We start from the raw sequence: 26,251 nt of genomic DNA on the forward strand, positions 1-26,251 counted from the left end.
GATATCTTTGATCGTCCTCTCCGCAGAAGACGTTTGGGGAACGGGTTTCTGTCTCATCTTTGCGTCCTTTGATAAAGCTATGATGAGCCGAAAATCCTCTCTTCTTAATTAAACCAGTTTTGTCTCAAAGGCCCTGATGTCGGACATTTTTGGCTGTTCTCCCCGACAATAATAACGTCATTGCAACAGCCATGCTGGCATGCGATCCCCGATTTGAGCGCGGTGAGGTGGCAATCTCTGTTCGAGCCGATTTTAAAGGCAAAGGAGTTGCCTGGGAACTTCTAAGACACATTGCACGTTATGCTGAAGCTCAAGGGGTGAAGATACTGGAAGCAATCGAAAGCCGAGAAAACCATGAAGCGATTGAACTGGAACGGGAGCAGGGGTTTTCGGTTGAACCATATCCTGATGACGCCACTTTATTGCTCGTTAGAAAGAAGCTTCTAAAGAGTTGAACGCAATTAACCCATCCCCCTTGACCCGGTGAATTTGGATACGGGGTGATACGCTGTCACGACAAGATGAAATATATGAAAATTCCAATGAACAGCGCGGTTAACTGAATAGTGAGAAATACCGGCTGAAGCTTCTTGATCCCATTACAACGCTGAAACTACATCTGGAAACCGTATTTGTTAGTACTGCAACGCCAATAACTTGTGCGGCCAGATCAGGCTCCAGTTGTCTTGGTAGTGCTGTTCAGCTCACAATAACAGCGTGATTTCATTTTGTTGAAAACGACTGCGCGCGGTAGGAAATTTGGGTTCATTGTGGATTCTTCTGGCACTGAAAAAGGATCCAGTTGTCAGAATCCATGCCGCGGTGACTAGAACCGGCGCCCGCCGTATAGCTGACGGAAACGAAAGAAATCCCGTCAGTATCGAGGTTTCCAGCAGGATATGCTATTGGCACGCAAGTGCTCCGGCCACAAGATCATTGCAGGACGATAACTGTTTGCTGCGGCGGGAATTTGTCAGCTTGAGATGAAATAATCCCACCCAAGCCGCCGGCCAATATTTGTCCCATCTTCTCACCGAATGTTCTGAGTGCCAGGTACCCCGTAAAAGATACTTCGGTTAAAATCGCCACTAATGCCCAGATGTCGGAAAGCGATAATCCTCCAAAGGATATAAGCCTTTGGGCAGGAATGATCAGTAAGATCACAAATATCATGGCAAGAAAGATAATTCCCGATCGTAACTCTTCCCATGTTAAAGTCCGCATGAACGTATGCAGAGCATGTCGGCTTGCAAGCAGTGCGACCAAAGTGACGCCGCCGGCGACAGCAAAGGTCTGGCTACCAATCACGACCAATACACCAAGTGCAAATGTCGTCATGCCGACGATTGCACTAATCTCTATAGCAAGACCGAGACGTTCGAAGAGGACAATTGTCTCCATTCCAGGGCACTGGAACCCGAGTTGAAGCTATTACGTTTATAGCGTGAACTCCTGGTCCTGACGCGGAACCAGGCTTGTCCAACCGAGCTGTCGTTCGATCCTAACGCGCAAGGCGTCAGATGCTTCAGGCTCCCCATGTACGATAAATATTCCCTTTGGCGCTCTTTTAAAACCAGATAGCCACCGTATCAACTCAGATGCATCCGCGTGCGCCGATAGCATTTCCAAAGAAACAACCTCAGCATTGATAGGGATCCAGGAGCCGAAAATCTTCAATTCTCTGCCGCCGTCTCTTAGTGACTGGCCCCGCGTTCCCGCAGCCTGGAAGCCCGCGAGTAAAATAGTATTTCTGGGGTCGGGCCCGAAAGACTTCAAATGATGAAGAACTCGTCCTCCCGTTGCCATTCCAGATGCGGAGATAACAATCTTTGGAAGAGAACTGGCTGTAATAGCTTTCGAACTGTCTACATCGTTAGTATAGCGTGCGATGCTAAAAGCTCTGCGGCAAGCCTGCGGGGACAACCGATGATCGGAAATATGGGCGCTCATCAACTCTGTCGCATCAATAGCCATGGGGCTGTCAAGATAGATCGGTATACCGGCAAGTCGTCCGCTTTCTTTCAATTTCCATAGATGGTAGAGTATTTCTTGGGCTCGCCCTACAGCAAAAGCCGGTACAATTAACGTACCTCCACGTTTCAATGTTCTTTCTGCTACATCACCCAGTGCATCAGTAGCATCGGTTTCGGGGTGACGACGATCACCGTAAGTGGATTCAATAATTACGTAATCAGCATCTGGAGGTGTCTCCGGGTCTCGCATTATTGGATCATTATATCGACCGATATCTCCCGAAAACACTATCTTCTTGCCGCCCCAGTCAATTTGCACGTTTGCTGCGCCGAGGATATGGCCCGCATAGCGAAAATGAACTCGCGCACCGTGGTTAAGCAGAGCAGTTTGATTAAACTCAACCCTGGAAAAGTGTTGTAACGCCCTGACCGCGTCTTGCACGGTATAAAGGGGAAGGGCGGGCTTGTGTTTTGAAAGAGAATGCTGATTAAGAAACTCGGCATCTTTTTCCTGCAGATGGGCGCTATCTTTTAATATTAACTCTGCAACGTCCCGGGTAGCGGGTGTCGAATAGATTTTGCCACGAAATCCGTCATGAACGAGCTTGGGCAGATACCCACTATGATCCAGATGCGCATGCGTAAGAACCACCGCATCAATCGCGTCTGCGGAAAGGGGAAGCCTGGTCCAGTTAAGCTCGCGAAGATTCTTCACCCCTTGGAAAAGCCCGCAGTCAACAAGAAGGTTGTTGTGTTCGAATGTCAGCAGAAATTTAGAACCGGTAACAGTCCCCGCTCCACCCAGAAACTTCAAAGTTACCAACGATAAGCTCCCTCAGTAAAGGGTTAATCGGATCCACTCTGGAAGGTGACTTGCGGCATCATTATATGAATAAGATAGAGACCGTCCAATTTTCTCTGTCGCGAAGAGAGCGTTAATTTGGAAGTCACTCCATTCCAGTTTGTGATCTCCTGTCCACGTCATCTGCATCGTAATGAACCGCATGAAACGATACAACCAGTCCGGCGTAGCACAATCCCGACAGAGCTGCTCTGTATCTATGACAAAGTTTTGAAAGAGTAGATTACTCCGGCAGCCATTTCGTTAGAAACGAAATGGGAGTCGGGCGTTTCCCGCAGAAATAAGCTTGGAGATATGTACTCCAGCAAGTTACTCCGCTTGGGCACGAGCAACCTTGGTGAACCATCTCGATCAATGAACATCGTTCGCTAATATGTAACTCATTATTACCAAAAGTGGTCGAGGCGCTACACCATGGTGCCTACACCTCGACCTGTCCCGTCCGACGGCGCCATTCGGTTTCGTACTACGGAACAAGGGAGTTTTAGCAGAGTCCGCGTGAATAGCTTTGATGTGGATCAAAATTTTACCGTGATTTTTTTGCGCAGTTAACGGTGGTTGAGAACAAGACTGCTCAATGCGGTCGAGGCTCCGCACTGGAAAGCAGAAGCCTCGACCTACCCCGCCATAGGGACTCGGTGACTGTGCGAGGCAATGATGAACTTAACAAAACTGAGAAATATGACTTTGACGTAGATCAAGGCCGAAGATGTGCAAGACCTGTCCTCCCTGTCATCCAGAGCCGCTTTGGGCGCAATAATGCTCTGGCAAAGCCTAATCAGCGGCTTACCGACTTAGTTCATGCTTTATATCGAAAAACACCGTATTCCTGCTCGAAGTTACTGCAATGGAACAATGTTCCGTGCACCAGTGTGCAGCCGGCTGCTCCACGCGAGATCCTGAGCCGAATGCTCTAACCTAAGAACGTCCGCTTTTTTAAAGGGTCAGATTCAGCCGCTGGAGCAAACTCGAAACTATATAAAATTTGGGGCAAGTTCAGAGCCATAGTCCAATGCCCTGCATCAAATCCTGGGCTCTTCTACTGCGCGAAGTGACGCTTGGAATCGCCATTTATCTCTGTATGTGCCTCGCCTTTAATACCTTGTCGCCGGCGGCAGTGTAGGTCAGCTTTAAACCAAGGAATCCGAACTTGCTCCGTTGCATGCATGTTCTTTGGTGCGCAATGGTGTCGCGCTGAGAAGCGCCGACCGTAATGTACGGCACACGATAATCAGTTTATCTGCTAGGGATTGACTGTGATCAAGTCTGATTCAAGACTTTTGTGCAAAGATGAAGTGCGAGGTTTTTTCGGTCGCGGAGCAAGTATGGTCTTGGGCGTTCCGAGCAATTGGGAAAAGTCGAGGTTCTAACGATGTACACGCGTAATGCCTATATGCCTATAGCCACCTATCCCGAGGTTGTTGCGGATGGGGCGGTGCTGGCCGCTACGAGTTACGCAGCTGTGCTTGGAGGCACACTTCACGTCTCGACGTTCGCGGTTGATATTCCTTATATGTCCTCGGGGTTGGGCGATTTTTTTGTCGACGTCCCGGGTTTGGTCCGTGCGGTCGAGCAGAAGAGCAAAGCCGAATGCCATCGTCTGCATGCCCTGGTTCAAGAGCATGCAGGAAAGGGGCTTGATGTTTACTGTACGACTAGAACAGCTGTACTCGGCGGTGTGCTGGACGCCGCTGCCGAACAAGCACGATATTTCGACCTTGCGTTGCTTCCATGGTCAGGGGAGACAGTCGTTGCTCAAGATTTGGCTCAGGCTGTTGTGTTCGGCTCAGGCCGACCGACCATCCTGGTGCCGCCGTCCGCCCGTCCTGCTGCCCTTGAGCATATCGCTATAGCCTGGGACGGAGGCCGGGTCGCTGCACGCGCGCTCGGCGATGCTCTGGCACTGTTAGCTGAAGGCGGCTGCATCTCAGTGCTGACGGTTCAGGACGAAAAGCCACTGAATGGGTCAAATCTTGCTGGAACTCTGGCTTCCGCGCTGGAAAATAGGGGGGTCCGCGCCAAGCCTATCACAATCACACTGGGCGAAAGATCCATTGACGAGGCGTTGCAGGACACTGCCTTGACCGAAGGGGCACAGATTCTGGCGATGGGAGGCTTCGGTCATTCCCGTATTCGCGACTTCATTCTTGGTGGCGCCACGAGGGGGATATTCACTCAGGTCAGACTTCCAGTTCTGCTTTCTCATTGAACACTGTTGGCAAGCCTGAGGTGGCTACTCAGGGATAACAGCAATCTAAATGGGAGACGCAGTTCGGATTTACCTTTTCAACGAAACGCGCAGTATAGGCGATGCCGACTGCAAAAGTGTAACTCGCGAAAAGCGCTCTGCGTCTCGATTTTTTGACGTTCTATTTCCCGGATCGGTTGATCGTGTTTGGGCGGTTCTGATCGCGGCCGGTAACATGCTGTGTGGTATGCCGCAGGCTGATATCACATGAGACATCCGCTTGTCGGTGTTGGCCTTACTGTTCTTTCATTGGTTTGCAAGCGCTTGTGTTGTCATTCTTGAACGATTTGCGTTCCATCCAAATGCGCTCACTTATCAGCCATGCCTGCCCCCCAATCAGCGGCAGCAGGCTGCATCCGATCGCTAACGCCCATCCTTTAGTCCCGATAGGTACGATTTGCAGCGCAGAAGCAACGACAGGCAACGTCACGGCAGCAAGTATGAGGCCAAGACAGAGCAGGAGCGCATACCAGACGAGGCGATTTAACACCACTGCATTCCGCCATCTGGCACTGTGGCCGTCATGCATGTTGAAGACGTGCCAGAGCTGGGCAAACGCGATGGTGAGGAAGGAGATCGTCGTCGCGTTCTGCGCTTCAAAACTGAAACCCTTAGTCGCGACGATGAGCGCGATCAACGTGCTCACCGCAATCGACAGACCATAGCCAACGACTCTACGCCACTGTGCGGCCGAAAGCATAGGCTCTTTCGGCGGACGTGGCGGACGGGCCAGAACGTCTCCTTCTCCTTTACCGGTGGCGAGCGCGAAGGCCGGGAAGACGTCGGTCACCAGATTGAGGAATAATATCTGTAGCGGCGTCATTGGCAAAGGCAGGCCGGCCAATATGGCAAGCCCGATCACGAGTATCTCAGCGAGATTGCAGGAGAGCAGGTAGATCGAGAAGCGACGAATGTTGTCGAAAATGATCCGCCCCTCGCGAACCGCGTGGACAATGGTGGTGAAAGCATCATCGAGCAGCACCATGTCGGCTGCCTCGCGCGCCACGTCGGTACCTCTGCGGCCCATGGCGACGCCGATATCGGCTTTGGCCAGCGCTGGCGCATCATTAACACCATCGCCGATCATGGCGACCACCTGGCCTTGGCGCTGAAACCGGTCGATCAGATTGAGTTTCTGCTCTGGAGTTACGCGCGCAAAGACGTTCCGGGTGACTTTCTTATCACGTCCGACTTCCGATGTTTCCTCAAGCTGCGGCAGTTCTGTCCCGACTGTCACAACTGCATCGGGTCCTGAAATGCCGACAGCACGGGCGATGCTGAGCGCTGTGCCGGGATGATCGCCGGTCGCCATCACGACGCGGATACCAGCGCTGCGCAAGGCAGCCACAGCTTCCGCGATATCGAGCCGTGGAGGATCGCGGAAGGCCACAAGACCGAGAAAGGAGAGACCCCGAGCAACTGGTTTGTTCAGCTCTGCTACAGGATCAATGGCGACCGCGAGCACACGCAAGCCATCGGCCGCCAGACGCTCGGCACGAGCGAACCATACTGCCCGTGTAGTGTCATCCAGCGTCTCCGCCTCGATACCGATCCGATCAGCTGACGCCAGCACTTCTTCCGGCGCACCTTTGACGGCGGCCAAGTGGCCATCGTGGTGGCGGTGTACAGTCGCCATTATCTTTGTCGCCGTGTCGAACGGTTCTTCAGCGACTTCTGGATAGTCGTCGAGCTGCTCGCTGCGATGGAGGCCTGCAAAACCGCCAGCACGCAGGAGTGCCACTTCCATCGGGTCTCCTGTGCCAGAAGCGCCATGGCGCTCATATTCTGCGTTCGAGCAGAGCACCCCAATCAGAAGTGCGCGCAGCAACCCCTGATCGTTGGCGGGATCGATCGGCTTCTCGTCTTTCAGAAAAATGGCGCGCGAGTGATCAATCGTGAACTCGCCCGAAGGGGTTAAGACCCTCTCAACCTCCATCCGGTTCTCGGTCAGAGTACCCGTCTTGTCGGTAAGGATGAGCGTCGTGGAACCAAGTGTCTCCACTGCTGCCAGGTTCTCTAGGATTGCGTTGTTTGCTGCCATTCGCAGCACGCCACGCGCAAGTGTCAGTGTGGCAACGATAGGCAGACCTTCCGGGATCGCCGCTACGGCGAGCGCTATCGCCGTTTCCACCATCAGGAAGATAGGCTTCCCTGAATAGACACCGGCCGCAGCCACTACGGCGGCAAGCACGAGTGTGAGCAAGATCAGATGGCGGGAGAGGAGCGCCAGTTGTCTCTCCAGTGGGGATTCGCCACTCTCAGCCCCCTCGATAAGATCGGCGATACGTCCGATTTCGGTGGCCTGTCCTGTACCGGTAACGATGGCCACTCCGCTACCCCGCACGACATGCGTGCCTCTGAACAGCATGGCGCTCCGATCGGCGAGCGCAGCCAATTCGGGATTGGCATCAACACCTTTGTCTACCGGGAGGGATTCACCAGTGAGTGCAGACTCGTCAACGCTTAATGCTGAACTGCTTGCGCACCGCATATCGGCCGGTACGACATCGCCGGCGTCGAGAACCACTACGTCACCGGGTACAAGCACGTCGGCGGAAACCTGACGCGATTTGCCATCCCTTCGCACGCGCACGTTGCGTGTCACGAGTTGCCTCAGCGCTTCCATCGAACGCAGGGCCTGTCGCTCCATGCAATAGCCTATGGCCGCATTGACTACGAGTACGGCGGCAATTGCCGCAGCCTGTTTCCATTCCGCATATACGAGCGAGAGCACCATCGCGGTCACGAGCAAGGCCACAACTGAACTGGCAAACTGTCGCAATATCAGAGCCAAGTCGGTGACGGGCTTGCGCGCAACAACTTTGTTCGACCCAAAAAGGTCAAGCCGCCGGTCTGCCTCCTCCTGCGTCAGGCCAACTGTCAGATCCACATCAAAATGGTCGGCAACCGCCGCTACCGGGAGGGCATGCGATCCGAACGGCAGAGTGTCCGCCTTGATGGATACGGGTTCCATAAACACCTCCATTTTTTGAGCATGAGCGCTCGCGACGTAGTGAAATCCATGGACCAGACTAACTTGCCTTGAAAGCGGGTTACTTTGACGTGGGTCAAGTGCCTCCGGGTACGTACAAATCAGAGAAGGCTGAGCCGATGCAAGTCTGTTGAGGCACACCGATGTAATCGGCGTGACACGGCAGCAATGCTGGCTTCCCCAATTCGACTGCCGCAGTTCACAGAACCCGGTGAATGAAGTTGACCGGGTGCAATCTATTTTGTCGGTTGGCGTAATCCGGAGGAGATCACTGTCGATCTCGAATCGATCTTCAAGCGGCTGGAGATCGGGTTCAGGTCGCAAGGGGCAAAGCGTGTTCATCCAGATAAGAATCGGATCGAGTTGAACGATGGGTCTTGATTGCGACTATCTGATCACCGCCACCGACCCCGATCTGGCCTTTGATGAGATCGTGGGTCTTGGAACTCATGGCCATATCTGGTCTATCTGTCATCTGAGCTATGCTACCGAGGCGAAATGTGCGGGTCAAAGGCGAATGGCTTTATCTGTATGGTGCCATCGACTGCAGCGGCGATACCGTCGAGTTCCTGTTCAACAAAAACCGGGACCTGAAAGCTGCCAAACGCTTTATCCGCAAGGCGCTGCCCCGACATGGCAGGCCAGAGAAGATTACAATTGACGGCAGCCAGACTAATCGAATGGCCATCATGCAGTGTGATACCGAGAGCCGGGTGAGAGAGGGTGGAAGGTCGCGCGCCATCCGCTCCCGTAAATACAAGAACATCACCATCGAACAGGATCATCGCCGCATCAAACGACGGATACGATCCATGCTCGGCTTCAAGTCAGAAGCCGCCGCCAGCATCACGCTCGCAGATATAGAGCTCGTTCACATGATGCGAAAGCTGCAAGGCAATTTCGCATCAACCGCACCGCTTTCACTCAAACAACAATTCACAGCGCTTGCAGCATAGTTGCGCCCAGCGGTTAGCCACGCTTTGCCCTACCGAAATTTTGCAACAGATCCCTTCCAGTATATGAAGTTAGTCGGCCAAACCCGTTGCCCAATACACCATTGAGCATCTATCCAAAAATGGCGTGCAGTCTGTGCTGGGAGGCGGCTTAGCTTCGCTATTATTCGATCAGCTCCAGAACCGTACAAATAAAACGCAACGAAATGCCCATACAAGGCGCAGGGGGCAGACCGGGTCGGTGTTTACAGCAAGTCCATTCGTGTCCTGCACGAACTTGTGTAATTTTTGACGTTTACGGAAACGTCAAAGTAGGTTAGCTTCGGTCCAGAATTGACTGAGTGGGTGCGGATTCTGCGATACGCTCAGTCAAAAAAGGCGGCAAAAAGGCTGTTTTCGCAGAAAATCATCCCTTTTTGCTGCAACGTGCGCGCTGTCACAACGTTTAGCTATAATGTGGCATGCAGGCATGAAACGCGGTTACGGGCTCGTTCCAGCCATCGCGGAACGGCTCAGGTGGTGAATTTGGAGGACTTCTATGCCGAGCTATCGCGCGCCAGTTGAGGATACGAATTTCGTTCTCAACGACGTTCTTAATTATCAGCGCTACAACAACCTGCCGGGCTTTGCCGATGCGTCGCCCGATGTGGTCGAGGCAATCCTGTCTGAAGGCGCCAAGCTCGCCGAAGGCACATTGTTCCCGGTCAACCAGACTGCCGATCGCGAAGGCTGCAAGCGCCATTCGGATGGCTCGGTGACGACGCCGAAGGGCTATAAACAGGCTTATGATCTGTATCGCGAAGGTGGTTGGCTGGGTCTGGCCGTGCCGGAGCAATATGGCGGACAGGGGCTTCCCTATCTCTTGCATACGGCTGTCGGCGAATATATGTCGTCGGCCAATATGGCGCTCACCATGTATCCTGGCCTGACACAGGGTGCGATTGCCGCGATCCTGACCCACGGCACCGACGAGCAGAAGGACACCTATCTGCCGAAGATGGTGGAAGGCACATGGACCGGCACGATGAACCTGACCGAACCGCATTGCGGTACGGATTTGGGTCTGCTGCGCACCAGCGCCACGCCACAGGAAGACGGCAGCTACAAGATTTCCGGCCAGAAGATTTTCATCTCTGCTGGCGAACACGATATGTCCGATAACATCATCCATCTGGTGCTGGCCCGTATCGACGGTGCGCCGGAAGGTGTGAAGGGTATTTCGCTGTTTATCGTGCCGAAGTTCATTCTTGATGAAAACGGCAATCCGGGCGAGCGTAATGGCGTTTCCTGCGGTTCCATCGAAGAAAAGATGGGCATTCACGGCAATGCCACCTGCGTCATGAACTATGACGAGGCAAAGGGTTATCTGATTGGCGAGGCGCATAAGGGGCTGCGCGCCATGTTCACCATGATGAACGAAGCGCGTCTCGGCGTTGCCTTGCAGGGGCTTTCGATTGCCGAAACCGCCTACCAGAATGCTGCCATCTATGCGCGTGAACGCATTCAGGGGCGTGCGCTTTCTGGAGCTGCGGAACCGGACAAGAAGGCCGATCCGATCATCGTGCATCCGGATATCCGGCGCAACCTCATGAACATCCGCGCTTTCAACGAAGCAGGCCGCGCCCTTATCCTCTGGACCGCGCTTAATTCCGATATTGCACATCGTTCCGGTGATGAAGCGGAACGTCAGGCGGCTGACGATTTGGTTGGTCTTTTGACGCCTGTGCTAAAAGGTGTTCTGACCGACAAGGGCTTTGAACATGCCGTCATGGCCCAACAGGTCTTTGGCGGCCATGGCTATATCGAAGAACACGGCATGAGCCAGTATGTGCGTGATGCGCGCATCGCCATGATCTATGAAGGTGCAAACGGCATTCAGGCGCTTGATCTCGTCGGTCGCAAGCTGGCGTTGAATGGCGGTCGCGCAGTCACGGCTTTCTTCAAGGAAGTTGGCGAATTCTGCGAAGCCAATCGTGAGAACGAAAAGCTGTCCTTCTTCACCAAGCATCTAAAGAAGGGTCTCAACGATCTTCAGGCAGCCACCATGTGGCTGATGCAGAATGCGATGGCCAAGCCCGACAATGCCGGTGCAGCCTCCAACGACTATATGCATCTCTTTGGCCTGGTGGCGCTCGGCTTCATGTGGGCGCGTATGGCGAAGATCGCAGAAGAGAAGCTTGGCAAGGGTGAAGGAAACAAGGCTTTCTTCGAGGCCAAGCTTGTCACCGCACGCTATTATTTCGAGCGGATCATGCCGGAAAGCGCAGCACATCTCGCACGCATCCAGTCGGGTGCGGATTCGATGATGGCGCTGAACGCGGACACGTTCTGAGTTAGGGATTGAACTGGAGCGGTTCCAGTTAAAATGAAGTCGCTGTAACCGCTCTATGCCTTTGTTTTTTCGTATGTCTTTATCCCAAAACCGGTTCCTGCTTTTGGGGGACATGCTCTAAGTTTCGAATTTAGCGGGAAGGAGTAAACATGGCTGAGGCTTATATTTACGATCACGTGCGCACGCCGCGCGGGCGTGGCAAGAAGGATGGCAGCCTGCACGAAGTGCCCGCCGTTCGCTTGGGCGCGAAGGTTCTGGAATCGCTGCGCGACCGCAACGGCATCGACACCGCCAAGGTCGATGACATTATTTTCGGCTGCGTCGATCCGGTCGGCGAAGCTGGTGCGGTCATTCCGCGTTCCGCCGCTTTTGAAGCCGGTTACGACTTCAAGGCGCCGGGCATCCAGATTTCGCGTTTCTGTGCTTCGGGTCTTGATGCGGTCAATCTGGCGGCGGCCAAGGTCGCCTTCGGTTCAGACGATCTGGTGATTGCGGGCGGCGTGGAAAGCATGTCGCGTGTCGGCATGGGCATGTCGGGCGGAGCCTGGTACATGGACCCTTCGGTCGGCTTCCCCGGCTATTTCATGCCGCAGGGTGTTTCCGCCGATCTGATTGCCACGAAATACGGCTTCAGCCGCGACGATGTCGATGCCTATGCTGTCGAAAGCCAGAAGCGCGCCGCCAAGTCGTGGGAAAAGGGCTATTTCAAGAATTCGGTCATTTCGATCAAGGACCAGAATGGCCTGACCATTCTCGATCATGATGAACATATGCGCCCGACGACCGACATGCAGGCACTGGGTCAGCTCAACCCATCTTTTGTGATGCCGGGCGAAATGGGCGGCTTTAATGCTGTCGGCATTCAGGCGCATCCAGAGATCGAAACCGTCAATCACGTCCATCATGCCGGCAACTCGTCGGGCATTGTCGATGGTGCGGCGGGCGTTCTGGTTGGTTCCAGGAAGGCTGGCAAGGCGTTTGACATCAAGCCGCGTGCGCGCATTCGTGCTTTTGCGAATATCGGTTCCGAGCCGGCGCTCATGCTGACCGGTCCTGTCGATGTGACGGAAAAGCTTCTCAAGCAAGCGAAGATGAAAATCTCGGACATCGACCTGTTCGAGCTGAACGAAGCCTTCGCGGCGGTTGTTCTGCGTTACATGCAGGCCTTCGATATTTCGCACGACAAGATGAACGTCAATGGCGGCGCTATTGCCATGGGCCATCCGCTTGGTGCCACCGGTGCGATGATCCTCGGTACGGTGCTGGACGAACTGGAGCGTCGCGATCTCAACACCGCGCTGGTGACCCTGTGCATCGGTGCCGGTATGGGCACGGCGACGGTCATCGAGCGCGTATAAGGCGAGGAGGTTTTTACGAATGGCTTATGTAAATTTCAAAGTTGAAACCGACGCCGACGGCATTGCCCTTGTTACCTGGGACATGCCTGAAAAGTCGATGAATGTCTTCACCGTCGAGGCGATGCAGGAACTGAACGCCATCATCGATGCAGTGGCTGCCGACGACAAGATCAAGGGTGTTGTTATCACGTCCGGTAAGGAGAGCTTTTCGGGCGGTGCCGACCTGACCATGCTGGAAGGCATGTTCAAGGAATTCCAGAAGCAGAAGTCCAAGGACCCGGAAGGTGCGGTCCAGACCCTGTTCGACAATGTCGGCAAGATGAGCGGCCTTTTCCGCAAGCTTGAAACCTGCGGCAAGCCCTGGGTTTCGGCCATCAATGGTACCTGCATGGGCGGCGCTTTTGAAATGTCGCTCGCCTGCCATGCCCGTGTGGCATCTGATGCGCCGGGCGTGAAGATGGCTCTGCCGGAAGTCAAGGTTGGCCTGTTTCCGGGCGCTGGCGGTACGCAGCGCGTTCCGCGCCTTGCCAACCAGCAGGACGCGCTTCAGATGATGACGACGGGTTCGAGCCTGACCGCACAGCGCGCCAAGGCCATGGGCCTCGTCACCGAGATTGCTCCGGCCAAGAAGCTGGTTGAAACCGCAAAGAAGCTCATCAAGGGCGGTCTCAAGCCAGTTCAGCCATGGGATGAAAAGGGTTTCAAGCTTCCGGGTGGCGCGATCTATTCGGCTGCGGGTGCGAACCTTTGGCCTGCCGCAACGGCCATTCTGCGTCGTGAAACTTCCGGCAATTATCCGGCAGCACTTGCTATCCTGAAGTCGGTTTATGAAGGCCTACTGGTCCCATTCGATACCGGCCTGAAGATCGAGCAGCGCTATTTTACCGAAATCCTCCAGACGACCGAAGCGGGTATGATGATCCGCTCGCTGTTTGTGTCGTTGCAGGAGTTGAACAAGGGCGCGCGTCGTCCGGCGGATGAAAAGCCGACCAAGTTCAAGAAGATCGGTGTGATTGGCGCGGGTTTCATGGGCGCAGGCATTGCCTATGTGACGGCCAAGGCTGGCATTCCGGTTGTGCTAATTGATCGTGATCAGGAGTCAGCCGACAAGGGCAAGGCCCATACGGCGGACCTCATCACCAAGGAAATGCAGAAGGGCCGCGCCACGGAAGCGGATAAGGAAAAGCTCCTGTCGCTGATTACGGCAACGCCTGACTACGCTTTGCTCGATGGCGCCGATCTGGTGATCGAAGCCGTGTTTGAGGACCGCGAAGTCAAGCGTGTGGCGACTGAAAAAGCGGAGGAAGTGCTGAAGTCGTCTGCAATCTTCGCCTCCAATACTTCGACCTTGCCGATCAGCGGTCTTGCGAAAGTCTCCAAGCGCCCGAAAAATTTCATCGGCATTCACTTCTTCTCGCCTGTCGACAAAATGATGCTGGTGGAAGTGATCCTTGGCAAGAAGACGTCCGAAAAGGCTCTGGCCGTCGCGCTCGATTACGTTCGTGCAATCAAGAAGACGCCGATTGTCGTCAACGACACGCGTGGCTTCTATGTCAATCGCTGCGTGTTGCGCTATATGTCGGAAGCCTACAACATGCTCGTTGAAGGTGTGCCTGCTGCAATGATCGAAAATGCCGCCCGCATGGCCGGTATGCCGGTCGGTCCGCTCGCGCTTAACGACGAAACCGCTATCGACTTGTCGCAGAAGATTCTCAAGGCAACGCTTGCTGATCTTGGTGAAAAGGCTGTCGATCCGCGCCATGTGGAACTGGTGGATCGTCTTGTCAACGAGTTTGACCGCAAGGGCCGCAAGAACGGCAAGGGCTTCTATGAGTATCCGGCCAAGCCAGCCAAGAAGCATCTGTGGCCGGGCCTCAAGGATCTTTATCCGCAGCAGAATCCGGACAAGATCAATGTGAAGGAGCTGAAGGAACGCTTTCTCGTCACCATCGCTCTGGAAGCTGCCCGCGTGATGGAAGAAGGCATTGTCACGGATCCGCGTGAAGCTGATGTCGGTTCCATCCTCGCTTTCGGTTTCGCGCCTTATACGGGCGGTACGCTTTCCTATATCGATGGCATGGGCGCGAAGAAATTCGTCAATCTTGCCAAGGACTTGCAGAGGAAATACGGCCAACAGTTCAAGTCGCCGAAACTTCTGCTCGACATGGCTGAGAACGGCGAAAGCTTCTATCAGCGCTTTAATCCGTACAAGACGGAAACGAAGAAGGCAGCGTAAGCTGTCCCTTCGCAAAATCATCAGGCGCGGCATGTTTCATGCCGCGTTTTTTGTTTGCGCATTCCGCCTCCCATGATTAGCGCCATGCATTGCTGGGGTTCAGATAAGAAAATTTTCCCTGTGTTTCATCCATCTTGCGTAATTCCTGCCCTTTTGATAGGTTGTGGGCAAAGATGGGACGGAAAATTAGGTTTAAAATCCTTTGAAGCATATCTTTCCTGATGGGTGCAGTTCGGGAATATATGTTGGAACCTACGTGGCGGATCATGACTATGTTTTCTCACGAGAGCGTGTGGGCGGCCATCGATGCTCTGGCTGAACGTCATTCCCTGAGTGCGTCCGGGCTGGCGCGTCGGGCAGGGCTTGACCCGACGACCTTTAACAAATCGAAGCGCTATGCTTCTGACGGGCGGGCTCGCTGGCCGTCAACGGAATCGCTCGCAAAGGTGATGGAAGCAACGGGCTCGACCTTCGATGAATTCACGCGGCTCATCGATGGAGAAACCCGCGCGCCACAATTCGGCGAATATACGCAGGACATGCAGTCGATCCCTCTGCTCGGCATGGCCGAAGCGGGGGCGGGCGGTTATTTCGACGACGCCGGTTTTCCGGCGGGCCAAGGCTGGGACATCGTGGAGTTTCCCACCGGGTCGGGGGAAGGTGTGTATGCACTGGAGGTTTCGGGCGACTCGATGTTGCCCCTTTATCGTGATGGCGATACGCTGATTGTTGCACCCAATACCGCCATTCGCCGGGGTGATCGGGTGGTGGTGCGAACGAAAGACGGAGAAGTGATGGCCAAGATCCTGCATCGTCAGACGCCGCGAACCATTGAGCTTCATTCGCTCAATCCCGAGCATCCGAACCGTATTTTCGAGTCCAAGGATATCGAATGGGTCGCTCGCATTTTGTGGGCAAGCCAATAATGGCGCAATCGCAGGATAAAAGCCATGCACGCGCTGTATTCGGCGGTCTGGCTGGCATAACCGGCGCAGTGCTGGTCGCAGCTTTCGTAGCGCCGTTCTACGGCGCGCTGGATCGACCGGTGGTGGTCATGGCTTCGGGCGATACGCAGATGAAAGTTGGCTCCGGTACAGGCAACAACATCGTCGTCGAACAGTTCGACTATAACGAGCCGGAAACGTCGCCCGAAACGGGCAATGCACCGGAGGTTAGTTCGCAGCCGGGGCAAACCGCACCTGTTGAAGGGCAGCCGCCTGCGTGGAAAGAGAACGGCAAGGTCGACGATCAGGTGCATGATAACGGCATAGAACGCGAGGCGCCGCGTCCTCCGCTGAGCGACCTCGGTCTTGCATCCACGCCCAAACCACCAGAGCCGCCGGCACCGGCCGCGCCAGTCGATGCGGGTGGACAGATGCAGCTTTTGCAACGACCCGTCGCGGTAGCCGCAGGACGGTTAGAAAGCCAGGGCCGTATAATCGAACTACAGGGTATTGAAATCTTGCCCGTGGAGCAGACATGCCAGACGGCTTCCGGGGAGCGCTGGCCATGTGGTATGCAGGCGCGCACTGCGTTCCGGCAATGGCTGCGCTCCCGTGCCGTCATGTGCCGTCTGCCAGAAAACGACAGCGGTGCTGCGGTCGCAACTGAATGTACGCTGGGCAATGAAGATGCTGCCGCATGGCTCGTCGCCAATGGATGGGCGAAGGCCGTTCCGGGCGGTGCCTATGACGAAGCGGGCCGCAAGGCCGTGGAGGCGCGTCTCGGAATTTTCGGCGATAAACCCGATACCTCGCTGCCTAATCCCGAGCCCGATACCGGCAATATGATGGATAATCCTTCGCCGCTGGCACCAGATCCGGCGCCGCAAAGTGATTTTCCGCCCCCGCCCGCAGCACAATAGAGCGAGATGAATTGGGTGCATTTCCAGCAAAACTGCGTAGCGGTTTCGCGTCGGATTATGCGATTAAAAAATACCTAGATCAGACGATCCAACCTGATCTGGACAGCAACTAAGCCCTGTTCAAGCCGGTGTGACGCCCCGTGTTGAAGGGGTGGGCTTGAGCTTTTTGAACCTTCGTCCTTCGATCCTTCGACATGCTCAGGATCATGCTAAGCTTTGCTCCACACGTGAGGATGGGGGCAGCGCAAAACTGAACGGGCGGCTCAAGCCGCCCTTATTGTTTGAACTCATTTGGTCTGAGTTAGAGATTATCTTGATGTCTACGCCAGTTCGCCAGCCAGCGCCTTTTTGATCAGCGCGCGGGTTTCGTCGATGCCGTAAAGCGCGACAAAGGAACCAAAGCGCGGTCCGCGTTCCTGGCCGATCAGCACTTCATAGAGCATCTGGAAGAAGGAAACCGAGACACCCGGGCCGCCTTCCGGGCTTTTCTTGGTATGATCCTGATAACGCTCAATGGCGCGGGCAACGTCGAGAATGGCATTCTGAATCTCGTTGCCATCGGTCACAGCAGGCAATGTTGCGAGCTTCGCATCCAGTGCTACGAGCGCGGCGCACTCCACGTCGTCCGGCGCCCGGAACTTCTTGGTCGGCTTTACGAAATCGTTGAAGTAACGGATCGCATAACCGACGAGCGCGTCGAGCTCTGGATTGTTTTCCGGCGTGACGCCCGGCACGTGGCGTGAGATAAAGCCCCACAGGACAGCAGGATTTTCGGCGTTCGATGCGCTGACAAGATTGAGCATCAGCGCGAATGTAACCGGGAGGTTCACCTTCGGCGGGTTGCCGTAATGAATGTGCCAGACCGGATTGTTCAACCGGTCCTTCCATTCCTGACGTTCGTAGGCGGAGAGGTAAGTGAAATACTCGTCCACCGCCTTCGGGATCACATCGAAGTAAAGCCGCTTGGCGGTCTTCGGCTTCTGGAAATTATAAAGCGCAAGACTTTCGGTCGGCGCGTAGGCCAGCCACTCATCAATGGAAATGCCGTTGCCCTTGGACTTGGAAATCTTCTGGCCAAGCTGGTCGAGGAACAGTTCGTAGACAAAATGTTCCGGCGCCCGGCCGCCGAGGATTTCGCAAATGCGGTCATATACGCCCGCATTCGTCTGGTGGTCCTTGCCGAACATTTCGAAATCGACGCCGAGCGCAGCCCAGCGCATGCCGAAGTCTGGCTTCCATTGAAGTTTCACTTTGCCGCCCGTGACGGAGAGGGTGGTTTCAACGCCGTCCTCGTCGTCGAACGTGATGGTACCTGCCTTGGCATCCACGCTTTTCATCGGCACGTAAAGCACGCGGCCAGACTTGGGTGAGATGGGCAGGAACGGGCTGTAGGTGGCCTGACGCTCTTCGCCGAGCGTCGGTAACATCACCTTCATGATATCTTCGTAGCGCTCGACAGCCTTGAGCAGTACAGCGTCAAACTTACCGGACTTGTAATAGTCTGTCGCGCTGGCGAATTCATAGTCGAAGCCGAACGTGTCGAGAAAGCGGCACAGCATGGCGTTGTTGTGATCCGCAAAGCTCTTGTAATCGCCGCCGAACGGGTTCGGGACAGCAGAAAGCGGCATTTGCAGATAGGGCTCAAGGGCCGCCTTATCAGGGACATTGTCGGGGATCTTGCGCATGCCGTCGAGGTCGTCGGAAAAGCAGATCAGGCGTGTCTTGACCTTGTCTTCGGTCAAAATGCGGAAAGCATGACGCACCATCGAGGTGCGCGCCACTTCGCCGAACGTGCCGATATGCGGCAGGCCGGAAGGGCCGTAGCCGGTCTCGAAGATCACCGTATCGGGCAGGCCGGTCTTTGCATAGCGCTTGAGGATTTTCTTCGCCTCTTCAAAAGGCCATGCTTTCGCTTCCGCAGCCGCCGCGGTCAGTTCCGGGGTCAGCGTGATTTCGGGAAGGCGGTGCGAGGTCATGGTTTAATCCTGTGAAGAGTTTTTACTCATTGAAAACTTGCGCGCATGGAAGGCGCTATTGCTCTATGGCCCGGCAACTACTGTCCGTCAACGGTTGCAACCGAATTTCCTTGCGCAACGGGATGCAGCTTCCTAACTTTCAAACCAATTTGGACCGCTGAAATGATTCCGGTCGTGTTGCGCAGGAGTATGCGATGAAAAAGATCAGCCCGCAGGATGCACTCGTCTACATCATGGTGACGACGTCTGCAGCCGACACCACCATGACCGATGCTGAGCTGGAATCCATCGGCAATGTGGTGACGCGCCTGCCGGTTTTCCGTGGTTTCGATACCGCGCGTCTGCCGCAGCTTGCCAATGATTGCTATGCGCTTCTTGCGGACGAGGACGGACTTGAAAAAATCCTCGACCTGGCCCACGAAGCCTTGCCGGAACGCCTCTACGATACGGCTTATGCGATGGCTGTGGAAGTTGCCGCTGCCGATCTGCATGTCGAGCAGGAGGAACTGGAGTTTCTCCAGATGCTGCGTGACCGCTGGACGCTTGATGAACTGACGGTTGCCGCTATCGAACGCAGTGCGCGCGTGCGCTTCCGCAAGCTTGATCCCGTTGTTTAGAATACGGGTGGCTGTATAGGCTCAACTTCCCTCATCCAGATTTATCGAGCCTCATCCTGAGCCTGTCGAGGGGGCAGCGTTGAATGAAAAACGGGCGGGAAAACCGCCCGTTTCCTTTATGGGTTTCAGAAAATCAGCACACGACCGGGAGCTGTCGTGCCTTGCGCCCTTCCAGAGCGGCACGCATGATGCGGGCAGCTTCCGCGAATGTGGGCGTTTCCTTCCAGTTTTCAGTATGAATGAAGCCAGACGGGACGATATCCCTCAGTGCTTCCAGGGTGTGGCGCGGCACCATATCGGTGCAGTTCCACAAGCGACGGAAGACGACGCTGATCCGTGTGATCTTGCCGTTGACTTGAACGGACGGTTCGCTCTCTTCCAAAGCCCAATCTTCATAGGCGTTGACTGCATTCTGGAATGCGTGATGCAGATAGATCGGTGCGTGGCCGTCATGAAGCGGGGGCAGCAAACTAGACATTTCTGTTTCCTCTCTTCCTATTGGTTCAGCTTTGGAGCGCATCCCGAAAAGTGTGAAACGGTTTTCGGAAAGATGCGCGGTGAAATAATTAAGGACACTTGCCGCCAGGTGAGTGAATTGGGGCGAACAAATGCATTCAAACAAGAGCTTTGAATTGCTCTTCAGTGGTCTATGTGTGCCGCGTCGAAATGGAAGCTCACGAAATACGACAACACATAATTAACTATGATCTACGGAAGGAGGCATGTTTGGCAAGAGGGGATTTTCTTTAAATAAGCTTTTATCGGAAAAATAATTCAAACATATAGGTTGAAATACTGCAATAATAAGCTAGCAAGCTGTTGAAATATTATTTTTACTTGACGGTTAAATATGCCGGAAAGCGAAGTGTTTTTCGATATTTATTGTTCGGGTGACAGGTTTTGCTCCTGTCATTTGCAGGCGACTGGTATAAAAAGTCATCAAATGAAAATGTGATTGCGGGGCAATGGATATGGCTCAACTGGTTCTGTCGCGTAGGGCTTTTCTGGCGGGGTCGACCGCTTTGGCCGCTGTCGTCGTCTGGCCGCAACGGTCGGATGCGGCTGGTGAGGCGCAGAAAGGTGGGCGGCTGGTCGTGGCCGCAGATTCAGAGCCGCGCAATCTGAACCCGGCCATCGTTGCGTCCAATGGCGTTTTCTTCGTCGCAAGCAAGGTGGTCGAGCCTCTGGCGGAAGCGTCTTTCGAAGATGAAAATGGTCTCGCGCCACGGCTTGCCACGAGCTGGGAAGGTTCGACCGACGGGCTGACGGCGACGTTCCACCTGCGCGAAGGCGTCAAATGGCATGACGGCACGCCTTTCACAGCGGCGGATGTGGCCTTTTCGGCTATGGAAGTCTGGAAACCGCTGCAAAACCTGGGACGTGTCGTGTTCAAGGCGTTGCAGAAGGTTGAAACGCCGGATGACCTTACCGCCATCTTCCATTTCTCCGAGCCGACGCCGTTCCAGCTTATCCGCAATGCCTTGCCCGCCCTGACCGCCGTGTTGCCGAAGCATGTCTTTGCCGGAACCGACATCATGGCCAATCCGGCCAATGAAAAACTCGTCGGAACCGGTCCGTTCAAATATGCCGAACACAAGACTGGCGAATATTACCGACTGACGCGCAACGACGCTTATTGGGGCGAGGGTGAGCCTTATCTAGATGAGATCGTCTATCGTGTGCTGCCGGATCGTGCTGCTGCAGCGGGCGCGCTGGAGGCGGAAGAGATCGATCTGGCCGCTTTTTCCGCCGTACCGCTCGCCGATCTGGACCGTATCTCGAAGGTTCCGGGCCTCACGGTCATCTCCAAAGGCTATGAAGCGCTGACCTATCAGCTCGTGGTGGAGATCAACCACCACCGTAAAGAGCTGGCCGATTTGAAAGTTCGGCAGGCAATCGCCCATGCCATCGACCGCGATTTCGTGGTGAAGACGATTTTCCTCGGCTATGCCAAGTCCTCGACCGGTCCCGTACCGCGTTATGACAACCAGTTTTACACCGACGACGTGCCGTCCTATCCGTTCGACGTCGCGAAGGCGAATGGGCTTCTGGACGAGGCTGGCTATAAGCAGGGCAAGGACGGCATGCGCTTCACGCTCAAGCTTCTTCCCGCGCCCTATTTCAACGAAACGAAACAGTTCGGCGATTATCTGCGGCAGGCGCTTGCCGCCATCGGCATCGATGCGCGCATCGTCAATAATGACTCCGCCGCGCATCAGAAGGCGGTTTATACCGACCATGATTTCGATCTGGCCATCGCGCCCACGGTCTATCGCGGCGATCCGGCCATCTCAACCACCATTCTCGTGGAAAGCGGCATCCCTGCAGGCGTGCCGTTCTCCAATCAGGGCGGCTATGCCAATGCTGAACTCGACGCGCTGATCGCCAGAGCCGCACGCGAGATTGATGAGAAAAAGCGCACGGCGCTCTATCACCAGTTTCAGCAGATGGTGGAGGCGGATTTGCCGCTCATCAATGTCGCAGAATGGGGTTTCATCACCGTCGCCAGCGACCGTGTGAAGAATGTTTCCAACAATCCGCGCTGGGCTGTTTCCAACTGGGCTGATACGTGGCTCAAACAGTGACGAAGCAACCGGGTTGATTGTATCCTGCCGCCGTGAAACAGATTCTGGCCCTCTTCCGCAAACGATTGGTCGGCAGCATAATCGTGCTGCTGATTGTCATTGTCGGCTGCTTTTTCTTGGCAGACAGTGCACCGGGCGATGCGGTCGACGCTTATGCCGTGACATTTGGCGGCGATGCGGCAACGATTGCCGAAATGCGGGCGCGCTGGGGGCTGGATCAGTCAGTCTGGCATCGGCTTGGCGCCTACTTGGCAGCACTTGCGCAGGGTAATCTCGGCTGGTCCGTCAGTTTCAACCGGCCCATTCTCGACGTTATCCTGGAGCGCCTGCCCAACACGCTTTTCTTGATGGGGGCGGCGACCGCTCTGTCTTTTGCCGTGGGAGCGCTCCTCGGCATCGTGGCAGGAGCGAAGCCCGGAAGCTATCGCGACCGTTTTCTTTCCGTTGCATCCTTGGTTCTCTATGCGATTCCCGGTTTCTGGCTGGCACTTGTGCTGGTCATCCTGTTTTCGATCCGGCTGCGCTGGTTGCCGTCGAGCGGTATCGAAACGATCGCCTCCGGCAAGTATGGACTGGCGCGGGCGGGAGACATTGCGGTGCATCTGGTGCTGCCGGTCATCTCGCTGGCGGTGATCTATCTGGCGCTGTACCTGCGGGTGATGCGTGCCGCTATGGCTGAGATATGGCGCATGGATTTCGTGCGCGCCTTGCGGGCGAGGGGCATTTCGTATCCGCGCATTGTCCTCCGTCACGTGGCGCGCAACGCACTTCTGCCAGTCGTCACGGTGCTGGGCTTGCAGGCGGCATCCATGCTTGGCGGCAGCGTGGTGATCGAAAGCGTCTTCGCCGTGCCGGGGCTGGGGCGGCTTGCGCAAGAGGCCGTTGCAAGCCGTGATACACCACTTCTGCTCGGCGTCATTCTGGTGAGCGCCGTCATGGTGATCGTGGTCAATTTCCTTATCGACCTGATCTATCTATGGCTCGATCCGCGTATCGCGACCGGAGGCGGCGGGGCATGAGTCACTCGAAACGTTATTTCAGAACGGGTGAAGGTGTAACGGGCACAATCCTGCTGGCCCTGCTTGTGCTCGCAGCACTTATGGCACCTCTCCTCTTTCCCGGCGATCCATTAAGCATTGTCTCAGCACCGCTGCTGCAACCTTTTGAAAATATGGACTTTATTTTCGGAACAGACCGGCTTGGCCGCGATGTTATGGCGGAGCTTTTCTATGGCGCACGCACATCGCTTGCTGTGGGGCTGGCCGCTTCCTTGGCCGCGATTATTTTCGGCAGCACTGTCGGAACGCTGGCCGGTTTTGCGGGCGGTATCATTGATGAAATCCTGATGCGGATTACGGAAGCCTTCCAAACCGTGCCGGGCTTTCTGCTGGCGTTGGCGCTGGTCAGCATCGCCGGGCCGTCGTTGCCGGTGCTGATTGCTGCAATCGCGCTTTCAAGCTGGACGCAGGCTGCGCGTCTCACACGTGGACAGGTGCTCACAATTCGCGAAAGCGACTATGTCGCTTCGGCCCGCGTCATTGGCATGCATCCGATGGAAATTGCATTTCGCCAGATTTTGCCCAACGCCCTGCCGCCAGTTCTGGCACTGGTGCCGGTGATCGTCGCTTCCGCCATATTGATTGAAGCGGCTCTGTCCTTTCTGGGGCTGGGCGATCCGAACCGCGTCACCTGGGGCGGCATGATCGCCGAGGGGCGTACGGTCCTGCGCTCTGCACCTTGGCTGTCAATAATGCCGGGACTGGCGCTGGCCCTGACGGTTGTCGGCGTCTACCTGGCGGGAGAAGGGCTGACCAACGCCTTGTCCCGGCGCGAGGTTCAGTCATGAAAGAGATCGTCAGGCTGGAGCAGTTTTCCGTACGCTATGGCCGCGAAACGGCGTTGGATACTATCAATATTGACGTCCGGCTCGGCGAAACGTTGGCAATCATTGGCGAAAGCGGTTCGGGCAAAAGCACGCTGGCATTGGCGCTGGCTTCGCTTCTGCCGGGCAATGCACGTATTTCCGGCAATATGGAATGGTCGGAGGACAGGCTGAAGCCGGGACGCGACATTGGCTTCGTGTTTCAGGACCCTGCGTCGAGCTTCGATCCGTTGATGACGGTTGGGGCGCAACTCGTCGAGACGATCCGCGCTCACGCGAAAATTGACAGAGCGGCTGCAAAAGCCAAGGCAGTCAGCCTTTTGCAGCGGGTTCACATTCCCCAAGCTGAAGCAAGTTTTTCGCGCTATCCGCATCAGTTTTCCGGCGGGCAGAAACAGCGCATCGCGATTGCGCTCGCCATTGCCGCGGGTCCGCGCCTAGTGATTGCGGACGAGCCGACAAGCGCGCTCGACACCATCGTGCAAAAGGAGATTGTCTCTCTCCTGCGAGAACTGGTGCATGTAGATGCCATGACGCTGATCTTCATCACCCACGACATCGCCTTGGCATCGGGTCTGGCCGACCGTATTGGTGTTTTCCGGCGGGGCGAGCTGGTGGAATACGGTTCGGCACAAAATATTATCTCCAACCCGCAAACGGTGTACACCAAAGCGCTGATTGCTGCCGTGCCAGTGCTGGAGGCGGCCCATGGCTGAACCGCTCCTGAAGGCCGATGGACTTACAGTACGCTATGGCGACGCTATTGCGCTCGACAGCATCAGCCTTGAGGTACAGCAGGGCGAGACACTGGCGCTGGTCGGTCCGTCAGGCAGCGGCAAGTCCACGCTGGCGCGGGCACTGCTGCGGCTTCACCCGCTTGTAAGCGGTACAATCCACTTTGAAGGCGAGGATTGGCTGGCACTAGAAGGCGCCGATCTCCGCAGGCAGCGCGCACGTATGCAGATGGTATTTCAGGACCCGCTGTCCGCCTTTAACCCGCGCGCCAGCGTCTACGATCTTCTGCGCGAGCCGCTGCGCATCCACGGTCTCAAGCGCGATGTCGCCAGTCTTCTGCAAACGGTCGTGCTTGATCAGGCGTTGGCGCGGCGCGGCGTTCATGAGATTTCGGGCGGACAGCGCCAGCGCGTCGCGATTGCGCGTGCGCTTGCAACCAATCCGTCGCTTATCGTGCTGGACGAAGCGGTTTCGGCGCTTGACGTTACGGTCAGAGGCGCCATTCTCAAATTGTTGCGTGACATGCAGAACGCCGAACAGACGGCCTATCTTTTCATCACGCATGACCTGGCAGTTGCGGCACAGATGGCTGACCGGATTGCCGTGATGGACCGCGGGCAGATTGTGGAATGCCGTCCGACGCGGGAACTGCTGGCGGCACCGCAAGCGCCTGTCACTAGAGCGTTGATCCAAGCGGTGCCGCGATTGTTTGTTTAAGCCTTACCTAGTTCCACCGAACGCTTGCGGGCAGCTTCCACGGCTTCTCCAACAAGCGTCTTGAGGCGATCGCCGCCCATCAGAACCTCAAGCGCGGCAGCAGTGGTGCCGTTCGGGCTTGTTACCTGTTCGCGTAGCTTTGACGGCGTGTCCGTGCTGGCATCGGCCAAAGCGCCAGCGCCCATCACCGTCTGCATTGCCAGCAGTGCGGCCGTTTCCTTCGGCAGTCCGGCTGTCACGCCAGCATCGGTCAGTGCCTCGATGAAGTGGAACACATAGGCCGGTCCTGAACCTGAGACGGCGGTTACGGCGTCCATCAGTGATTCATCATCCACACTTGCGACCTTGCCGGATGTTTCAAGCAGACGTGCAATGAAGGCTTCACTTTCATCGGTCACATTGGCGTTCTTGTAGGTGACGAGCATCCCCTTGCCGATGGCAGCCGGCGTGTTAGGCATGCAGCGAAGCACGGCTGCATCGTGACCGAGCTGGCTTTCAAAAAGGGTGACTGGAATACCAGCGGCAACGCTGACGAAAGTGGCAGCCGGTGCAAAGCGCTTATAGGCCGGCAGAACCTGTGTCATGACCTGCGGTTTGACGGCCACGAGAACCATGCGCGGCTTCAGATTGGCGGGGAGAGATTCAGCATTTTCAAAGGCATAGACGCCAGAGCCAGCAGCGCGATCGCGAAGCACCTCGGTTGGCTCCACGACATATACGTCATGCGCCTTGAGAAGACCGCTATCGAGCCAGCCTTTCAGCATGGCGAACCCCATATTGCCGCAACCGACCAGAACTACCGTGTCATGCATATTAATTGTTCCACCTTTAAATTTCATTTGGACATGGCCTGCGATGGTATAGCCGCACCCCATTACACTTCGCAACTATATGCGGCGTGTCCACTGGATTCTGAACTTA

General features: G+C 55.5%; 20 protein-coding genes and 1 pseudogene. 14 read left to right on the forward strand and 7 right to left on the reverse strand.

Features of this window, described 5'->3' with window-relative positions:
* Nucleotides 1-149 precede the first annotated feature (149 nt).
* Nucleotides 150-455: a GNAT family N-acetyltransferase gene (locus FJQ48_RS03885; protein WP_139973899.1), complete on the forward strand. Its 306-nt coding sequence runs from the start codon at nt 150-152 to the stop codon at nt 453-455.
* A gap of 478 nt (nt 456-933) precedes the next feature.
* Here FJQ48_RS03885 and FJQ48_RS03890 read toward each other — a convergent pair whose 3' ends face one another.
* Together FJQ48_RS03890 and FJQ48_RS03895 are read right to left on the reverse strand one after the other, a co-directional pair.
* A complete protein-coding gene (locus FJQ48_RS03890; RefSeq protein WP_139973900.1) occupies nt 934-1,401 on the reverse strand; it encodes an MgtC/SapB family protein in 468 nt (155 codons plus the stop codon).
* 36 nt (nt 1,402-1,437) lie between these two features.
* Complete coding sequence (locus tag FJQ48_RS03895) at nt 1,438-2,796, reverse strand: MBL fold metallo-hydrolase (protein ID WP_139973901.1); 1,359 nt, start codon at nt 2,794-2,796, stop codon at nt 1,438-1,440.
* A 1,411-nt stretch (nt 2,797-4,207) separates the two neighbouring features.
* On the opposite strand from FJQ48_RS03895, the gene FJQ48_RS03900 reads away from it, so the two are divergent.
* Nucleotides 4,208-5,044, forward strand: a complete 837-nt coding sequence (locus FJQ48_RS03900) for a universal stress protein (RefSeq protein ID WP_139973902.1) — start codon at nt 4,208-4,210, stop codon at nt 5,042-5,044.
* Between the two features lie 274 nt (nt 5,045-5,318).
* On the opposite strand, the gene FJQ48_RS03905 is transcribed toward FJQ48_RS03900, so the two are convergent.
* Nucleotides 5,319-8,057, reverse strand: a complete 2,739-nt coding sequence (locus FJQ48_RS03905; RefSeq protein ID WP_139973903.1) for a cation-transporting P-type ATPase — start codon at nt 8,055-8,057, stop codon at nt 5,319-5,321.
* Nucleotides 8,058-8,388: 331 nt separating this feature from the next.
* Nucleotides 8,389-8,550, reverse strand: coding sequence for a hypothetical protein (locus FJQ48_RS22290; protein WP_180350111.1), 162 nt, complete (start codon nt 8,548-8,550; stop codon nt 8,389-8,391).
* Nucleotides 8,551-8,575: 25 nt separating this feature from the next.
* Between FJQ48_RS22290 and FJQ48_RS03910 the strand changes: the two are divergent.
* The 6 genes and pseudogenes from FJQ48_RS03910 to FJQ48_RS03935 all read left to right on the forward strand — a co-directional run.
* Nucleotides 8,576-9,031: pseudogene (locus tag FJQ48_RS03910) on the forward strand (DDE-type integrase/transposase/recombinase); the annotation flags it as partial.
* 535 nt (nt 9,032-9,566) lie between these two features.
* Nucleotides 9,567-11,360: an acyl-CoA dehydrogenase C-terminal domain-containing protein gene (locus tag FJQ48_RS03915; protein WP_139973904.1), complete on the forward strand. Its 1,794-nt coding sequence runs from the start codon at nt 9,567-9,569 to the stop codon at nt 11,358-11,360.
* 149 nt (nt 11,361-11,509) lie between these two features.
* The gene (locus tag FJQ48_RS03920) at nt 11,510-12,718 is read left to right on the forward strand and encodes an acetyl-CoA C-acetyltransferase (protein WP_139973905.1); all 1,209 of its coding nucleotides are present in this window, start codon (nt 11,510-11,512) and stop codon (nt 12,716-12,718) included.
* A 19-nt stretch (nt 12,719-12,737) separates the two neighbouring features.
* Nucleotides 12,738-14,954: a 3-hydroxyacyl-CoA dehydrogenase NAD-binding domain-containing protein gene (locus FJQ48_RS03925; RefSeq protein WP_139973906.1), complete on the forward strand. Its 2,217-nt coding sequence runs from the start codon at nt 12,738-12,740 to the stop codon at nt 14,952-14,954.
* A 272-nt stretch (nt 14,955-15,226) separates the two neighbouring features.
* Nucleotides 15,227-15,880, forward strand: a complete 654-nt coding sequence (locus FJQ48_RS03930) for a helix-turn-helix transcriptional regulator (protein WP_139974060.1) — start codon at nt 15,227-15,229, stop codon at nt 15,878-15,880.
* Nucleotides 15,880-16,818 carry a thermonuclease family protein gene (locus FJQ48_RS03935; protein ID WP_139974061.1) on the forward strand — a complete coding sequence of 313 codons (939 nt, stop codon included), beginning with the start codon at nt 15,880-15,882 and terminating at the stop codon, nt 16,816-16,818. The genes FJQ48_RS03930 and FJQ48_RS03935 overlap by 1 nt, the downstream gene beginning before the upstream one ends.
* Before the next feature lie 320 nt (nt 16,819-17,138).
* Here the strand turns inward: FJQ48_RS03935 and FJQ48_RS03940 are convergent, their stop codons facing one another.
* Nucleotides 17,139-18,794: a lysine--tRNA ligase gene (locus tag FJQ48_RS03940; RefSeq protein WP_139973907.1), complete on the reverse strand. Its 1,656-nt coding sequence runs from the start codon at nt 18,792-18,794 to the stop codon at nt 17,139-17,141.
* Between the two features lie 194 nt (nt 18,795-18,988).
* Between FJQ48_RS03940 and FJQ48_RS03945 the strand changes: the two genes are divergently transcribed.
* Nucleotides 18,989-19,411, forward strand: a complete 423-nt coding sequence (locus FJQ48_RS03945) for a tellurite resistance TerB family protein (RefSeq protein ID WP_139973908.1) — start codon at nt 18,989-18,991, stop codon at nt 19,409-19,411.
* A gap of 133 nt (nt 19,412-19,544) precedes the next feature.
* Here FJQ48_RS03945 and FJQ48_RS03950 read toward each other — a convergent pair whose 3' ends face one another.
* The gene (locus FJQ48_RS03950; RefSeq protein WP_139973909.1) at nt 19,545-19,889 is read right to left on the reverse strand and encodes a hypothetical protein; all 345 of its coding nucleotides are present in this window, start codon (nt 19,887-19,889) and stop codon (nt 19,545-19,547) included.
* 493 nt (nt 19,890-20,382) lie between these two features.
* On the opposite strand from FJQ48_RS03950, the gene FJQ48_RS03955 reads away from it, so the two are divergent.
* The 5 genes from FJQ48_RS03955 to FJQ48_RS03975 are packed head-to-tail and all read left to right on the forward strand — an operon-like array spanning nt 20,383 to nt 25,330.
* A complete protein-coding gene (locus FJQ48_RS03955) occupies nt 20,383-21,996 on the forward strand; it encodes an ABC transporter substrate-binding protein (RefSeq protein WP_139973910.1) in 1,614 nt (537 codons plus the stop codon).
* A gap of 17 nt (nt 21,997-22,013) precedes the next feature.
* Nucleotides 22,014-23,015, forward strand: coding sequence for an ABC transporter permease (locus FJQ48_RS03960; protein ID WP_139973911.1), 1,002 nt, complete (start codon nt 22,014-22,016; stop codon nt 23,013-23,015).
* Nucleotides 23,012-23,842 carry an ABC transporter permease gene (locus FJQ48_RS03965; RefSeq protein WP_139973912.1) on the forward strand — a complete coding sequence of 277 codons (831 nt, stop codon included), beginning with the start codon at nt 23,012-23,014 and terminating at the stop codon, nt 23,840-23,842. Before FJQ48_RS03960 ends, FJQ48_RS03965 begins: the two co-directional genes overlap by 4 nt.
* The gene (locus tag FJQ48_RS03970; RefSeq protein WP_139973913.1) at nt 23,839-24,594 is read left to right on the forward strand and encodes an ABC transporter ATP-binding protein; all 756 of its coding nucleotides are present in this window, start codon (nt 23,839-23,841) and stop codon (nt 24,592-24,594) included. The genes FJQ48_RS03965 and FJQ48_RS03970 overlap by 4 nt, the downstream gene beginning before the upstream one ends.
* On the forward strand, nt 24,587-25,330 hold the full coding sequence (locus tag FJQ48_RS03975; RefSeq protein ID WP_139973914.1) for an ATP-binding cassette domain-containing protein: 744 nt from the start codon (nt 24,587-24,589) through the stop codon (nt 25,328-25,330). The genes FJQ48_RS03970 and FJQ48_RS03975 overlap by 8 nt, the downstream gene beginning before the upstream one ends.
* Here the strand turns inward: FJQ48_RS03975 and proC are convergent.
* The gene (gene proC, locus FJQ48_RS03980; protein ID WP_139973915.1) at nt 25,327-26,142 is read right to left on the reverse strand and encodes a pyrroline-5-carboxylate reductase; all 816 of its coding nucleotides are present in this window, start codon (nt 26,140-26,142) and stop codon (nt 25,327-25,329) included. The genes FJQ48_RS03975 and proC overlap by 4 nt on opposite strands.
* Nucleotides 26,143-26,251: the final 109 nt, after the last annotated feature.

Origin of the sequence: Ochrobactrum sp. CGA5, from assembly GCF_006345815.1 — a bacterium.
GTDB lineage: Bacteria > Pseudomonadota > Alphaproteobacteria > Rhizobiales > Rhizobiaceae > Brucella.